At 63.8% G+C, this 14,864-nt stretch carries 14 protein-coding genes; 7 read left to right on the top strand and 7 right to left on the bottom strand.

Features of this window, described 5'->3' with window-relative positions:
• Positions 1-55: 55 nt before the first annotated feature.
• The 6 genes from M1D51_RS21240 to M1D51_RS21215 form a co-directional block, all read right to left on the bottom strand.
• The gene (locus tag M1D51_RS21240) at positions 56-655 is read right to left on the bottom strand and encodes a hypothetical protein (RefSeq protein WP_172326326.1); all 600 of its coding nucleotides are present in this window, start codon (positions 653-655) and stop codon (positions 56-58) included.
• A 72-nt stretch (positions 656-727) separates the two neighbouring features.
• Positions 728-1,378, bottom strand: a complete 651-nt coding sequence (locus M1D51_RS21235; protein WP_458107934.1) for a hypothetical protein — start codon at positions 1,376-1,378, stop codon at positions 728-730.
• The gene (locus tag M1D51_RS21230; RefSeq protein ID WP_458107933.1) at positions 1,350-1,985 is read right to left on the bottom strand and encodes a hypothetical protein; all 636 of its coding nucleotides are present in this window, start codon (positions 1,983-1,985) and stop codon (positions 1,350-1,352) included. The genes M1D51_RS21235 and M1D51_RS21230 overlap by 29 nt, the downstream gene beginning before the upstream one ends.
• Positions 1,986-2,040: 55 nt before the next feature.
• Positions 2,041-2,844, bottom strand: coding sequence for a hypothetical protein (locus M1D51_RS21225; protein WP_458107932.1), 804 nt, complete (start codon positions 2,842-2,844; stop codon positions 2,041-2,043).
• Complete coding sequence (locus tag M1D51_RS21220) at positions 2,841-3,821, bottom strand: hypothetical protein (RefSeq protein WP_458107931.1); 981 nt, start codon at positions 3,819-3,821, stop codon at positions 2,841-2,843. Before M1D51_RS21220 ends, M1D51_RS21225 begins: the two co-directional genes overlap by 4 nt.
• Positions 3,822-3,993: 172 nt before the next feature.
• Entirely contained in the window at positions 3,994-4,482 is a 489-nt protein-coding gene (locus M1D51_RS21215; protein WP_024818962.1) for an inorganic diphosphatase, read from the bottom strand.
• Between the two features lie 212 nt (positions 4,483-4,694).
• Between M1D51_RS21215 and dacB the strand changes: the two genes are divergently transcribed.
• From dacB to M1D51_RS21190, 5 genes are all read left to right on the top strand, one after another.
• The gene (dacB, locus tag M1D51_RS21210; protein WP_458109629.1) at positions 4,695-6,137 is read left to right on the top strand and encodes a D-alanyl-D-alanine carboxypeptidase/D-alanyl-D-alanine endopeptidase; all 1,443 of its coding nucleotides are present in this window, start codon (positions 4,695-4,697) and stop codon (positions 6,135-6,137) included.
• Positions 6,138-6,198: 61 nt separating this feature from the next.
• On the top strand, positions 6,199-7,320 hold the full coding sequence (locus tag M1D51_RS21205) for a zinc-dependent metalloprotease (RefSeq protein ID WP_458107930.1): 1,122 nt from the start codon (positions 6,199-6,201) through the stop codon (positions 7,318-7,320).
• A 143-nt stretch (positions 7,321-7,463) separates the two neighbouring features.
• On the top strand, positions 7,464-8,534 hold the full coding sequence (gene tilS / locus M1D51_RS21200; RefSeq protein WP_458109628.1) for a tRNA lysidine(34) synthetase TilS: 1,071 nt from the start codon (positions 7,464-7,466) through the stop codon (positions 8,532-8,534).
• 31 nt (positions 8,535-8,565) lie between these two features.
• A complete protein-coding gene (gene hpt, locus M1D51_RS21195) occupies positions 8,566-9,117 on the top strand; it encodes a hypoxanthine phosphoribosyltransferase (protein ID WP_011772910.1) in 552 nt (183 codons plus the stop codon).
• A 664-nt stretch (positions 9,118-9,781) separates the two neighbouring features.
• Positions 9,782-10,600 (top strand): hypothetical protein, encoded by an 819-nt coding sequence (locus M1D51_RS21190; RefSeq protein WP_458107929.1) that lies wholly within the window; start codon positions 9,782-9,784, stop codon positions 10,598-10,600.
• Positions 10,601-10,612: 12 nt separating this feature from the next.
• Here the strand turns inward: M1D51_RS21190 and M1D51_RS21185 are convergent, their stop codons facing one another.
• Positions 10,613-11,590, bottom strand: a complete 978-nt coding sequence (locus M1D51_RS21185; RefSeq protein ID WP_458107928.1) for a hypothetical protein — start codon at positions 11,588-11,590, stop codon at positions 10,613-10,615.
• A gap of 556 nt (positions 11,591-12,146) precedes the next feature.
• On the opposite strand from M1D51_RS21185, the gene ftsH reads away from it, so the two are divergent.
• Positions 12,147-14,216 carry an ATP-dependent zinc metalloprotease FtsH gene (gene ftsH, locus M1D51_RS21180; RefSeq protein ID WP_458107927.1) on the top strand — a complete coding sequence of 690 codons (2,070 nt, stop codon included), beginning with the start codon at positions 12,147-12,149 and terminating at the stop codon, positions 14,214-14,216.
• Between the two features lie 10 nt (positions 14,217-14,226).
• A complete protein-coding gene (folE, locus tag M1D51_RS21175; RefSeq protein ID WP_172326210.1) occupies positions 14,227-14,862 on the top strand; it encodes a GTP cyclohydrolase I FolE in 636 nt (211 codons plus the stop codon).
• The last annotated feature ends 2 nt before the right edge of the window (positions 14,863-14,864 follow it).

The following is a 14,864-nucleotide window of genomic DNA, read 5'->3' as shown; positions in this document are numbered from 1 at the left end:
ACCCTCAAAACGGCGTTAACTGCGACTCAGTTGGTTAAGCCTGAGTGGGGTCGGGTCAGCGCACTTCGAGGATGAGCTGCAGCAGGCGCGCGGCAGCCGGGCGGGCTGCGTGCTCCTCGGCCCATTGTGCGCGGGCCAACGCCTTGCTGACGGCCTGAGTGGTGATGCCAAGTTCCTGTGCCACAGCCCTTTGCTGGCCCCGGACTCCCGGTGTGAGCAAGTCCAGCACCCGCCATTCCGCTGCACTGCGGTGCTGAACAATGTGTCCCAGGAGACGCAACACCGCCTCCGCCTCCGAAGCCAGTGCGCCAAACGGTCCATCCACAGCAACCGGGACCCGCTCTTTGCCGTTACGCAGCCGGTCCACGGCCCGGCGGGCGTACACCAGGCCATGCCCTGAGGCATCCTTGACCAGGTTGGGCAGCGGCTCATTGATGGGTCCCACGCCGATTCCCACGTACCACTGCCCCGTCCGCAGTGCGATCAACGCAGTTTCCACCGCTTGGTGGCTGGAATCTACGATGCCCTGCACCTCATCCTCAACCGAGCGGTCAAAGTCGAGCCGCGCAGGAATGTGCCGCAGGTCCTTGAGCAGCTGCGGCACGAGGTCGCCGTCGCGGCGGCTGTCGCGTTGGTTGATGGTGAGAGTGAACATAGTGGATCACATGCTACCGGCTGGTAGCGGGTCTGCAAGGGCCGGATTTGCCCTTTGTTAAGGAAAAGCCGGTCAGTCGAGTGCCGTTCGCCCGGTCAGTACGACGGCGGGCAGCGCACCTGCCGCTGCCCGTGCGGCGCCGGGCGTTCCGGCATCTTCCATGGCGCCGTGGATGGCAAGGACCAGTGGGGCGGGATCCTGGTTGGAGGCGAAGACCCAGAATGTTTCCAGGGCTCGGAAAACTACGGCATTCCGGCCTCCGGCGCCCAGGGAGATCTTCCTGCGTGCCACCAAGCGCCGATCGGGGTTGGTGCCGTCGGCAGTGGTCACGGCTTTGATAGTCCCGGGCATGATGTCGTCCCAGGGGATCACCACGAGCGTGTGTTTCTGCGAATATTTGGCGACCACCCCGCCGTCAAAAACCAACAACTTCCGGAAGCTGCCCAAGAGCGTCATGGACCAGAGGACCAAACCCGTCAGGATGCAGGTCAGCACAAAGAAGGCGGGATCGTTGAAGTGCCCGGCTTCCCGGGTGGAACGGATCGGGCTGACGAACTCCGCGATGGTCCCGAAAAGGAACCCCACCACCAGGCAGGGGATGAGGACTTTCCAGTAGATGCGCCGCGACGACGCTACAAAGCGGAGCCGGCCCAGCTCAGGGGCGAGCCTTCGCTCAACACGGCGAACCAGCCAGTTACGGCCGTGCATCCGGGCGCTGGCCATAGAGATTGGGCAAGTTCTGCCGTTCGGCCGCAGCGGCTTGATCGGCGGCTGTCGCTTTGGGGTCCGGAACCGGCGCCTGCCCCTGGGCAATGCCGGAGCGCCGATCGATGGCCGCAAACTTCGGATCCCAGGTGTCGTCCCCGCCGCCGCTGATGGCGGAGGCAATGAGCATCACCACGAAGAACGGAAAGAAAGACCAGCAGATGGCCCGCCAACCGCCCAACCAGGCGCCCGCCGTCGTGCCGTTCTTGATCCGCACGGAGCGCATGCCGGCGGCAGCGTCGCCCACACTGCCCACGGATCCCCAGATCATGCCATAGACGAACAGCCCCACAAACCACAGGACCACGTAGAGGGTCAGCCACAAACCGTCGTTGTACCCGAGCGCAGAGCCGCTGTTCATCATGGATTCCCGGACCACTGCAAGGATCACGGCGAGGACCACATAGCCAACCAGGAACACCATGGCATCCAGCACCCGGCCCCAGAAATGGGCACCCCCGGACGCCTTGACGAAGTACGCGCCGGTGTCAGGGTGGCGGCGAACCGGGCGGCCGTTGACAGGGTCAAGCAGGCCGGTGAGGGTGATGGACTTCGAAGTACTCATGAGGGACTTTCAGCTCGACGGCGGTGTGCGGCTTGGGTACGGAAGGTCAGGCCAGTCAGGCCAGTCCGGCCAGCCCGCCCAGGACGCGGGCCAACGATGCCGCGGAGGTTTCCTGCAGCTCGAACGCCACGGATGCTGTGTCCCCCGGGCCGGATTCAGGCGAACCTTCCACCCGCGGGGTCAGCACGTGAACACCGGACGGGCCTGTGTAAACAGTGACAGTGGGGAACTCGTTGGTGGTGGAGTTGAAGGCCACCACGTTGCTGGCTGCCTGGGTGTCGGCCAGTGCCGTGGCCGCGTGTGCCTCGAACTGCGCTTCGGTGTAGAGGGTGGCTTCGGTGTCGCGGGCGGCCGCCTGTTGGGGGTCCACGAATTCGGCCAGGCGGGGAACCAGTTGATCGCGGGTAACCACGGTGAAGCCGTGCAGGCCGCTTTCGTCCACTTCCTCGAGCAGGACGCCCTCATCATGAAGGTAGCCGTAGAGCCAGCGCTTGCCGGTGGAGACGGTCCTTTCCACGGAGACCACGCTGCTGCCACTGCGGCGCAGGGTGAGGGCGCCGGTGATTTCTTCAGTAGCGTGCAGGCGCGAAGGCTCGGTTTCGCCCTCGAAGACCACGGGGTACACGAGTTCCTTGGCGAGCAGGCCGCGCAAAGCGATGGCGCACATCAGTTCCTTGCTCGCATCCTGGGCAGAAAGCCACGGAAGGGCAACCAGCTGTTCGTGCTGAACGCCGTCCAAGGCCACAACTTCTTCATCGGTCAACGTGGGCAAAGGCGCGCCGACGGCGCTGGCCGAGGCAAGGACTTTGGCTGCGGCCTCAATGTCCCGCTGGGTCCATTTCATGGTGCTGGTGGTCATCCGAATATCCCTCCGACAAAGTTTCCGACTGACTTGGCGGCGTCACTGACCCCGTCTGCCACCTTACTGCCTGCGTCCTTGACGAAGCCCGCCACCTCCTTTGCACCGTCGGCGATGTAGCTGCCGGGGTTGCGGGCAAAGTTGCTGATGGAGTCCCAGTTGTCAGCTACGAGGTTGCCCAACGCCCATGCGCCGGCCACGATTCCCGCGCCGATCACAATGGGAGCGCCGATCGGCCCCAGCAAGGCTGCACCGCCGGCCGTCATGAGCATGATGCTTCCAACACCGCCCACCACCGAAAGGCCGCCGGCAATGCGGTCGCCGGTACCGCGCCAGCCGTCGTGCTGCGGGTTGATCATGTCGCTGATGCCGCCCACAATGTTCAGCGGTGCCGCCAGCGCCCCGGCCACGCGGAGGCCCTTGGAGAACTTGCTGGCATCCTGGAACGCCTGGCTGTAGGGGATGTTGGCCTTGAGGTCCGTGAGGACGTCGGTGACCTTCTCACCGTTGCGCAGCGCGGTCATGGCGTCGCGGACCACAGTCCCGCCTGCCCGCCAGTTGGTCAGGACTTCGCGGGTCTTTACCCACTCGGCGTTGCCGAGCTTGAGGTACTTGTAGGCCGTCCACAGCGGGGCAGCCAGTCCCTTGACACCCATCGCGGTGTCGTAGACGTCCTTGAGGACACCCACTGAAGAGCCCGAGCCATCATTGTGGCTGGCGAACTCCTGCTGGTTGGCGTGTTTTTTCAGCTGGCTGGCATTCTCGCGCAGCATGTTGGCGGCCTTGACCAGGCTCTGCCGGTGCTGGGAGTTCCAATCACCCTTGAACACCGTTGCGTCCTTGCCCTGCCACGCTGTTGTGGAATTGATGGCGTTGGACAACTGCGTGCTTTGCAGGCTGATGGCGTCGGCAGCTTTGCCCATCACGCCGGCCAGACTGCGAAGCTGCCCGATGTCCGCGCCGTAGAACCCAGCCATAAGAACCCCCTGTGTAAGCCATCTGTGTCAGCAGTCGAAAAGTCTCGTCCCAGCCTAGGCGGACCCGCGGGCTGCCGCGATGGGGAGACATGCCCATGCGGATAAACCGTTAAAGAACGACGGCGGCCGGTGGGGTTCGCAGGGAACCGCACCAGCCGCCGTCGGGGGAGGACTAGTGTGCTGCCGGAACGTAGCGCTTGATGGAAGCTTCCAGCTCGGCTTCGGCAGCGGCGCGGTCGCCCCAACCTTCGGCCTTGACCCACTTGCCGGGCTCCAGGTCCTTGTAGCGCGTGAAGAAGTGCTCGATTTCCTTGATCAGGAATTCGCTGACGTCGCTGACTTCCTGGATGTGGTCGAAGCGTGCGTCAACGGGGACGCAGAGGACCTTGGCGTCTCCGCCGCCGTCGTCGGTCATGTTGAAGACGCCGATGGGGCGGGATTCAACAATGACGCCCGGGTGGAGGTCGAAGTCCTGCAGGAGCACCAGTGCGTCCAGCGGGTCGCCGTCTTCGCCCAGGGTGTTCTCGAAGAAACCGTAGTGCGTGGGGTACTGCATGGAGGTGAACAGGACGCGGTCCAGGCGGACACGGCCGGTTTCGTGGTCAACTTCGTACTTGACGCGCGATCCCTTGGGGATCTCGATGGTCACGTCGTGCTTCATGGAATGCTCCTTGACGGGTGTGGGTGGGGCGTCGCTCCGCCGAAGCGGCCGTCACGGGTGACGGTGCCTCAGGCAGGGTGCTCAGCCCGGGGCTGGCGGCAGGCAAAAGGGCAGCCGGTGCCGCCGACTACTATTGAGGATATAGCGAGAGGCCCGGGTTTCTTGAACCGGCGGGGACATTTCAGGACTGACAGGACCAAGCAGCTTTCATGATGGGCGTTAAAAACGGGGGTGCCCGCTGGGTATCCGCGGCGTGGGGGCGCTTGAAATGGCCGGTGCTGTTGGCCGGAGTCCTGCTGTGCCTCGGTGCCGTGGTGGTGGCCGGCATGGTGCCGGGACTGTTCACCGCACCCAAGCCGTCCCCTTCCGTTCCGTCCTGGCAGCAGGTGCCGGACCACCTGAGCGACACGAGCGGTGTGCTTCCCTTGAACGCCGACGCCCCCGTTCCCCTGCCCGCAGAACTTGCCCGGCAACTTGATGCGACGCTGAAACCGGCCGGTCGCGGCAACATCAGTGGCGTGGTGATGGACGCTTCCACGGGCAAGGTGCTCTTTGACCGCGATGCCAACGCCAACCGGATCCCGGCCTCCACCATGAAGTTGCTGACTGCCGTGGCTGCGCTGAAGGCTCTCGGTCCTGAATCGCGTTTCACTACCCGGGTGCTCGCCGCCGAGGATCCTTCCACCGTGGTGTTGACCGGGGGAGGGGATGTGCTGCTGGGTGCCTCCGCGTCGGATCCGTCTGCGGTTCTTGGGCGTGCCGGTCTCGCGTCGCTGGCTACCGATACTGCTGCCGCATTGGCTGCAGCGGGCGTCAAGGGCCCGGTTACTGTCCGCGTGGACGATTCACTCTTCGCCGGCGCACCCCTTAACCCTGCCTGGAGCCTGGACGACGTTGCCGCCGGCGAGACAGCACCTTTGTTTTCCCTGGCTTTGAACTCCGGCCGCTACGCCCCGGACGTACTGACCGGTCCGCGCCCCCAGGATTCCGCCATCACCGCCGCCCAGGTGTTTGCCGAGCAATTGGCGGCTGCAGGCGTTGCGGTGAGTCCCGGCGTCGAACGCGGTAAAGGGCTTCCGGCCAAAGTGCTGGCGGCGGCGGAATCGGCCACGGTGGGCGATCAAGTGGACCTCATGCTTGAGTCCTCGGACAACTTCCTCGCCGAGGCGCTGGGGCGGATGACCGCCTCTGCAAGCGGTCAAAAAGCCACGTACGACGGCGCCACGGTGGCCGTGCGGCAACGGCTGGGGGAGTTGGGAATTACCACGGATTCGATGCAGTTGGCCGATGTCTCCGGTCTCGCCCTCGAAAACCAGGTCAGTGCACGGCAGTTTGCGGAGGTAGTGCGTGCCATTACCAGCGGACCGGACCTTTCTCTCCGGACTGCGTTGGAGGGCTTCCCGGTGGCGGGCCTTACCGGCACCCTGGATGACAGGTATGTGGACGACGGCACCGCCGAGGGCGCAGGGCTGGTACGCGCCAAGACGGGGACGCTTAATACGGTGATTGCCCTGAGTGGATACGTGGTGGACGCGGACGGGCGCTTGTTGGTGTTCTCCTTCATCGGCAACGACCTTGAACCCGGCACTGCCGCCAACAAGGTGGCCATGGACCGCTCGGCTTCGGTGCTGGCCTCCTGCGGCTGCCGGGGCTGACTGCTCCGCGCGGAGCGAACTTAACGGCCCGCTGTCAGTCTGGTGTGGTGTGATGGTCCGTATGGTGTCATCTGCCCGCGAATCGTCAGCAGGGGCCCCGTCCCTGATCAACTGGGACCTGGCTTCCTCTACGGCTGCCCGGCTTGCCCCTCCCGGTCCGGAGCTTAGCGCCGGAGAGATTGGCAAGGCGGTGGAGAACCTGCGCTTCAACGCGGATATTTCCGTCCCGCACGTCCATGACATCACCGGTCTTGAAGCTGCCCGGGACCTGCGTGACTCGCACGTCCTGGTGGTGGACCGCGCCTCGTGGTCAAAAGCCAATACGCAGAGTTTTTCGGTCATGCTCCAGCCGGCGCTGAAGAAAATGCTGGAGAGCCGCAACGGTCCGGCCATGACCCCGGCTGCCGCTGCTGCAAGCGGTGCCATCACCGGCACCCAGCTGGGCGCCGTGCTGGCTTTCCTTTCCAGCAAGGTGTTGGGTCAGTACGATCCCTTTGCTGCGCTGGCCCCCGAGTCCAACGTTCCCCCGGGCGGCCGGCTCCTGCTGGTGGCGCCGAACATCATTTCCGTGGAACGTGAACTCAACGTCCACCCTGACGACTTCCGGCTCTGGGTCTGCCTGCACGAGCAAACGCACCGTGTGCAGTTTGCTGCCGCGCCCTGGCTCCGGCACCACATGCTGGACGAAATCGAGAAGCTCAGCGGAAACCTCCTGGGCAACATGGATTCCCTGGTTGAACGGGCGGGAGCAGTTGCAAAGTCCCTGCGGGACCGCAATCCCTCGGAGAAAGCTCCGGGCCGCGGCGCCATCCTTGACATCCTGCAGGATCCCGAGGAAAAGGCGTCCCTGTCCCACATCACTGCGGTCATGAGCCTTTTGGAAGGCCACGCCAACGTGGTGATGGATGCCGTGGATTCGAGCATCGTCCCCTCGGTGAAGACGATTCGTCAACGCTTTAACGACCGTGGCAAGGACCGCGGCGTGGTGGAAAAGTTCATCCGCAACCTCCTCGGCCTGGATGCCAAGATGCGCCAGTACACCGACGGCGCCAAGTTCGTCCGCGAAGTGGTTGCCGTAGCAGGCATGGAAGGCTTCAACCGGGTGTGGACGTCCGCCGCGTACCTGCCCACCGAAGAAGAGATCCACAACTCCAAGCTGTGGCTTGAGCGGATGGGGCTTTGAGCGTTCCCTCCGGTCCTCTTGGCGGGTCCGCTGGTTCCTCTTTTGGGGTGGCCGGGTCCGCTGGTTCCGTGTCAGGGTCTACCGCCAAGGGTCGACGCCGGCCCGGCCGTTTGGCGCCGGTCGTCGGCAAGGCACGGAAGCAGTTGCAGAACGCCTTGGCTTCCGCAGGCTACCCCCAGCGGGTGCTCGTAGCCTGCAGCGGCGGCCCGGATTCGTTGGCTTTGGCGGCAATCGCCGCCTATTTCGGCCGGCGGGGCCATGTTGATGGACATCCGGTGGCTGTTGCCGCCGTGGTGGTGGATCATCAGTTGCAGCCGGGATCTGCTGAGGTCGCCTCCCGGACTGCCGAGGTCCTGCGGGAGCTGGGCTTGTCTCCGGTGGAGGTGCGCACTGTGGACGTCGCCGCCACCGGCTTTGGTCCCGAGGCCGCGGCGAGGGATGCCCGTCATGCTGCGCTGGAGTCTGCCGCTGAGGACTTGAGCTGTGATGCAATCCTTCTTGGCCACACCTTGGACGACCAAGCCGAGCAAGTGTTGCTGGGCCTGGCCCGTGGTTCAGGGACTCGATCCTTGGCGGGGATGAGGCCCGCCCGTGGCCGGCTCCTCCGGCCTTTCCTTGGGCTTCGTCGCGAGGAGACTCTGGAAATCTGCGAGGTGGAGGAACTTTCCCCCTGGCACGACCCCAGTAACGCAGATCCTGCTTTTGCGCGCTCCAGAACCCGAGTTGAAGTCATGCCGGTGCTGGAGGAAAAGCTGGGTCCGGGGGTTGCCGAGTCGCTTGCCCGCACCGCCGCCATCCTCCAGCAGGACGCCGATTTCCTCGAAGACCTGGCCAAAGAGACCTATCTCTCACTTGTCCAGCGCGAAGGGCCCGATGCGTGGCTTCCCGAGGACGCTGTACGTGAGCTGCCGGCAGCGCTCAGGTTCCGTGTCATTGCCAAGGCTGCCGCCGCCGTCGGGGGTCAACAACCCGGATACGGGCGCCTTCAAGCTGCGGAAGCGCTGCTCCGGCGCCAAGGGTCAGCCGGACCCGTGGAACTTCCCGGCCATGTCAGTGTTCACCGATTGTCCCTCAGCGATTTGGAGCAGCAGCGCCCGGTTTCGGCCGGGGTCGCGGAGGCTGGCAGCATGCGCGATTCAGCCGACGCCGGTCCCCGCGAAGCCGCGCGCTGTGGGAAGCTAGTATTCCGGCATCAGAAACCGTCCCAACAGTAGCCGCACCCGAGCATCAAAACAGGAGCCATTGGTGGATTCAAACGACGTCCAGGCAGATCTCAAGCACGTTCTTTACACCAAGGAACAAATCCAGACGCGCATCGCAGAACTCGCAGCGCAGATCGACAAGGACTACGAAGGCCGCGACATCTTGATCGTTGGCGTCCTTAAGGGTGCCGTGATGGTCATGGCTGACCTGGCGCGCGCATTGCACAGCCACGTGAGCATGGACTGGATGGCTGTCTCGTCCTACGGCTCCGGTACCCAGTCTTCAGGCGTGGTCCGGATCCTTAAGGACCTCGACACCGACCTCATGGGCAAGGATGTCCTGATTGTCGAGGACATCATCGATTCCGGCCTGACCCTTTCCTGGCTCAAGTCCAACCTCGAGTCCCGCGGCACGGCCAGCGTCGAAATCTGCACTGCCTTCCGCAAGCCGACCGCTGCCAAGGTGGAGATCGACGTCAAGTACGTTGGCTACGACATCCCCAACGAATTCGTAGTGGGCTACGGCCTCGACTACGCCGAGAAGTACCGCAACCTGGACTTCGTGGGCACCTTGGCCCCGCACGTTTACGAGTAAGCGCCCTTCTTCGCTTCACGCCGCCACCACCGCGCCCTTTTCCGCCGTTCGCGCCCGTAACCTCTGGTGCGTGTGGCGGGTGTGGGTGCGGTGTTTGCGTTTAAGGGGTGCGCTCGGCGGGTGTGGGTGCGGTGTTTGCGTTTAAGGGGTGCGCTCGGCGGGTGTGGGTGCGGTTGTTGAGTTCCCGAACCTGCCGCTGCGCACCCTCTAGCCGTCGCGCCCTTTTCCGCCGTTCGCGGCCGTAACCTCTGGTGCGTGTGGCGTGTGGCGGGTGTGGGTGCGGCGTTGGTGCATAAGGGGTGCGCTCGGCGGGTGTGGGTGCGGTTGTTGGGTTTGTGAACCTGCCGCTGCGCACCCTTTCGCCGTCGCGCCCTTTTGCGCCGTTCGCGCCCGTAACCTCTGGTGCGTGTGGCGGGTTTGGGTGCGGTGTTTGCGTTTAAGGGGTGCGCCCGGCGGGTGTGGGTGCGGTTGTTGAGTTCCTGAACCTACCGCTGCGCACCCTCTCGCCGTCGCGCCCTTTTCCGCCGTTCGCGCCCGTAACCTCTGGTGCGTGTGGCGGGTGTGGGTGCGGTGTTGGTGCTTAAGGGGTGCGCTCAGCGGGTGTGGGTACGGTTATTGAGTTTGTGAACCTGCCGCCGCGCAACCTCTCGCGCTAAACTGGACCATGACCGGTGCTCCTGCCCGTCTTCTGGCGTGGCTCGCCGTCATGGCGACTCTCCTCACGGCCTGCACTCCTGCGGTCGATCTCGCTGAGCCTGGTTCCGGTCAACCAATCGCGTCCACCTCTAATTCGCCGGCAACGGGCCACCTTGAAGCAGCCCCGCCACCGAGCGCCACACAGACTCCTGTGCCGCCGCAGCCCGCACCTCCGCCCGCTGTGCCTGAGGCTTTTGCCCTGAACCTCTACCAAAAGGGTGACTTCGTCCCGCAATATACGTTCGACTGGTGTGTTGCTGCGAGCATCCAAATGGCGCACAATCTCATCGACGACACCGGCGGAGCCTCTTGGGCCTCCTCCGCGCAGCAAAGTGAGCTGTGGGAGATGGCCCGTGCGAGGTCCTCGAATTCATTCAACGGTGCCAACCCCCGGGGCTGGGCGCAGGTGTTGACTGAGGTTGGATTGGGCCCTTACTCGGTGGTCAGCGTCCCAACCTACGAGGACACGCTGCAGACGGCGGCGCGCGCCATAGCTGAAACTGGCCGGCCGGTGGGGTTGGTCATGTGGAGTGGTCGGCATGCTTGGGTGATGAGCGGCTTTGAGTCCATGGGTGATCCTGCGCAGTTCCCGGAGTTTCAGGTGACGGGGATTCGCGTCCTGGATCCGCTCTATCCTCACGGCAGCGGGCAGTGGGGTCCCTCTCCAGAGCCCAATAGTCTGCTGACTCCGGAGCAGTTGGCCACACAGTTCGTGGTCCGTGAGCCCCGGCGCTGGAGTTCGGACCTGCCCACAGGTTATTTGCTGGTGCTTCCGGTCGCAGCCTGACCACCCGGTGCCTTACGCTGCACGCAAGGAACGAAGCCCGCCGTCGTTCAAAATACGTGCGAACACGCGTGGGTTCATCATCTCGGCCCAGTCCCAGCGCACGACAGTGAGGCCCAGCGCCCGCAGACCATTCTCGCGGGCCTTCTCTGCCATGACCGCCTGCTGGATGGTCTGGTTTCCCCGTAACCTTTTTCTTAGGTACTTTCCGTGTCCATCGAATTCCCCGACAAGGTCCAGCTCGGGCCACCAGAAGTCAGTTCGGGCAGTGCGTCCGTTTCCCAGGGTAAAAGAACCTTGAAGGCTGGGTACGGGAAAGTTGAGCAAGATCATTTGTGCTCGGCTTATGGATTCCCCCACTGATTCGGATTTGTCTGAGGAAAGATCGAGAATCGACTCGGCCCGTCGCTTTCTGGAAACCCTGGTGAGAGCGGAGACAGCTTCAGCAAGTTCGCCGACGCTCGCCGGAGGACCCCACGCTTTATCCTTGTTCCAATTGTCGGCCTCTAAATCATCGCCCCACCCTTGGTTGCGCCGGCTGGAGTCCACTACGGCCAAGGCCTCAGCAAAATTGAGGGCGGCGGCAAGCTCTATTGTGGTGCGGACCTTGTCTGTGACTCGAAAGTCACCAAGTTGGGCCACCCCGGCGTCAAGGGACCCGAAGCTTCTCCGGATCCCGTGCTTGGACCTGCCGCCTCTTGGGTCTTCAGTGACAGTGCATAAGCCCTGAGGTACGCCCACTACGCCGAGCCCCCATAGGAGTGCGGCCGTCTGCAAGTTGAACAGGGGCGCAGTCCTGGCTGCATTGACCAGCGCGGCTGCTTGGAGTCCGTGCCGCTGACGCTCGTTCAACTCCGCCCAATAAGCAGAGCGTGTATAAGCGCCCCGTCGGACCCGCACCAGCTCGCCACGTTTGGCCTGCTTCGCGAGGTGGCGCGCGTCATGCCCGATGCGTGTCGCATCTGCAGCCAGGATGAGTTCTGGAATGGTCATGGGTTCCACGCTTCCCGTTCTAGCGCGAAGTCGAAAGCACCCGTCCGAGCTATGTGGAAAAACAGCATCGAGTCCACACGGAAGTAGCCAAGGTGATGCCCTGCTAACAGCCCTTAGCGGGGCGACGCGCCCCACGGGGCCGCACCCGTTTCCGCCGTTCGCGCCCGTTCCTCAGCACGCCCGCACCCTTTTCCGCCGTTCGCGCCCGTGGTTACGGGTGCGCACGGCGCCTACGGGTGCGCCGGAAGCGAAGGCCAGTGGGAACCCGGGACAAATCGGCTTTACCGGGTGCGCAAGGCGCCTACGGGTGCGCACGGCGCCCACGGGTGCGCCGGAAGCGAAGGCCAGTGGGAACCCGCCCGCCCACCAAGCACAAGACCCCTGTTCCAACAGCACCGACGCGAGTATCCTGTGTACGCCCAGAGGGAACTTTTGGACTTTCCGGTGCGTGAATTACTGGGAACGGTGTATAGCTTGAAACTGAAGCAGCACCACTCGCGCGCAGAAGTTGCGCCTTGCAGCACTACCAGGAGGGACGGGGCAAAGCCCCGATCAGATGAAAGCTAAGAGTTTCTTCAAGGGCCCGGGCATCTGGATTGTTGTCGTCGTTGGCTTGCTCCTGGTGGCATTCGCAACACTGGCTCCGGGCGGTTCCACACGCATTGACACCAAGGAAGGCCTTGAGCTCCTTTCCCAGAGCGGGAAGGTTGAGCAGGCCAAGATTTTCGACGCCGAGAACCGCGTTGACCTGGTACTCAAGGACAACCTGAACCTGGACGGGCAGGACAAGGGCAAGAACGTCCAGTTCTTCTACGTCACGGACCGCGGTCCGGATGTGGTGAAGGCCGTCACCAACGCCAACCCGGAAAAGGGCTTCACGGACCAGCCGATCGAGAACAACTGGTTCTCCGGCTTGTTCTCGCTGCTCATTCCGGTGCTGTTGCTCGGTGTCCTCTTCTGGTTCCTGCTCTCCCGCATGCAGGGTGGCGGCTCCAAGGTGATGCAGTTCGGCAAGTCCAAGGCCAAGCTGGTCAACAAGGACATGCCGCAGGTGACCTTCTCTGACGTCGCCGGTGCTGACGAAGCCGTGGAAGAGCTCCAGGAAATCAAGGAGTTCCTCCAGGAACCGGCCAAGTTCCAGGCCGTGGGCGCCAAGATCCCCAAGGGTGTGCTGCTCTACGGCCCTCCAGGTACCGGTAAGACCCTGCTGGCCCGCGCTGTCGCAGGCGAGGCCGGCGTTCCGTTCTTCTCCATCTCCGGCTCGGACTTCGTTGAAATGTTCGTCGGTGTTGGTGCTTCCCGTGTCCGTGACTTGTTTGAGCAGGCCAAGGCCAGTTCTCCAGCCATCATCTTCGTGGATGAGATCGACGCCGTTGGACGTCACCGCGGTGCCGGGATCGGCGGCGGCAACGATGAGCGCGAGCAGACCTTGAACCAGCTCCTCGTGGAGATGGACGGTTTCGATGTCAAGACCAACGTCATCCTCATCGCTGCCACCAACCGTCCGGACGTCCTGGATCCTGCGCTGCTGCGCCCGGGTCGTTTCGACCGCCAGATCACCGTGGAAGCCCCGGACATGATTGGCCGCGAGCAAATCCTGAACGTCCACGCCAAGGGCAAGCCCATGGCCCAGGGCATCGACCTCAGGGCTGTTGCCAAGAAGACCCCGGGCTACACCGGCGCCGACCTTGCCAACGTCCTCAACGAGGCCGCACTGCTGACCGCGCGCTCCAACGCCAACCTGATTGATGACCGCGCGCTGGACGAGGCAATCGACCGTGTCATGGCCGGCCCGCAGAAGCGCAGCCGCGTCATGAAGGAACTCGAGCGCAAGATCACCGCTTACCACGAAGGCGGCCACGCACTGGTTGCCGCTGCCCTGCGCAACTCCGCGCCGGTCACCAAGATCACCATCCTTCCCCGCGGCCGGGCACTCGGCTACACCATGGTGATTCCCGAGGATGACAAGTACTCGGTCACCCGTAACGAGTTGCTGGACCAGATGGCCTACGCCATGGGTGGCCGTGTTGCTGAGGAAATCGTGTTCCACGATCCCTCCACCGGTGCTTCCAATGACATCGAGAAGGCAACGTCCACGGCCCGGAAGATGGTCACTCAGTACGGTATGAGCGAACGCGTTGGCGCCGTGAAACTGGGCCAGGGCGGCGGCGAGCCGTTCCTCGGCCGCGACGCCGCGCAGGAGCGCAACTTCTCGGACCAGATCGCCTACGTTGTGGACGAAGAAGTACGTCGCCTCATCGATCAGGCGCACGACGAGGCTTACGCCATCCTCACGGAAAACCGGGATGTCCTGGACCGTCTGGCATTGGAACTCCTGGAACGGGAAACCCTGAACCAGGCCGAGATCGCCGAGATCTTCCACGACATCCGGAAGCGCGATTTCCGCGAGATCTGGCTGTCCAAGGAATCACGCCCGGTGCAGTCGATCCCGCCGGTGGAAAGCCGTGCGGAAAAGGCTGAGCGCGAAGCCCAGGAAGAGGCCAAGAAGGCACGCCTGGACGAGCCGCTGGACGTCGTCGCACCGCATGCCCAGGGGGTCAGCAGCCAGGACTCCTTCCAGGCACCGCGGCCCGACGGCGGCAACGACTCCACGCATCACGGCTAAGCTATCTGCCGTGACTCATTTCGACGACGACGACGACCTCGCCGCCGCCCACGGTTCAGCCGCGGGCTCCCAGCACGCCCACAAAGTTGACCGTCCGCGCATTGAAGCGGCTGTCCGCGAGATCCTCCTGGCCATCGGTGAAGACCCTGAGCGTGGGGGCCTCCTGGACACGCCAAAGCGCGTGGCCAAGGCGTACGCCGAGGTCTTCGCGGGTCTGCACCAGCACCCCGCGGATGTCCTGTCCACCACGTTCGACCTCGACCATGAAGAGCTTGTCCTTGTGAAGGACATCCCCTTCTACTCGACGTGTGAGCACCATCTGGTGCCGTTCCACGGCGTCGCGCATGTCGGTTACATTCCGTCACATGACGGAAAGGTGACCGGCCTGAGCAAGTTGGCGCGGCTGGTCGATATTTACGCGCGCCGGCCGCAGGTGCAGGAGCGCCTGACCACCCAGATTGTCGAGGCGCTCGTGAAGCACCTCAACCCTCGTGGCGCGATCGTGGTTGTCGAATGTGAACACATGTGTATGTCCATGCGCGGCATCCGCAAGCCCGGCGCAAAGACCGTCACCAGTGCGGTGCGCGGTCAACTCCATGACCCGGCCACCCGCGCCGAGGCCATGAGCCTCATACTCGGAAGGTAAGC

Source organism: Arthrobacter sp. R3-55, from assembly GCF_054161505.1.
This window is presented reverse-complemented; position numbering and strand designations above follow the sequence as displayed.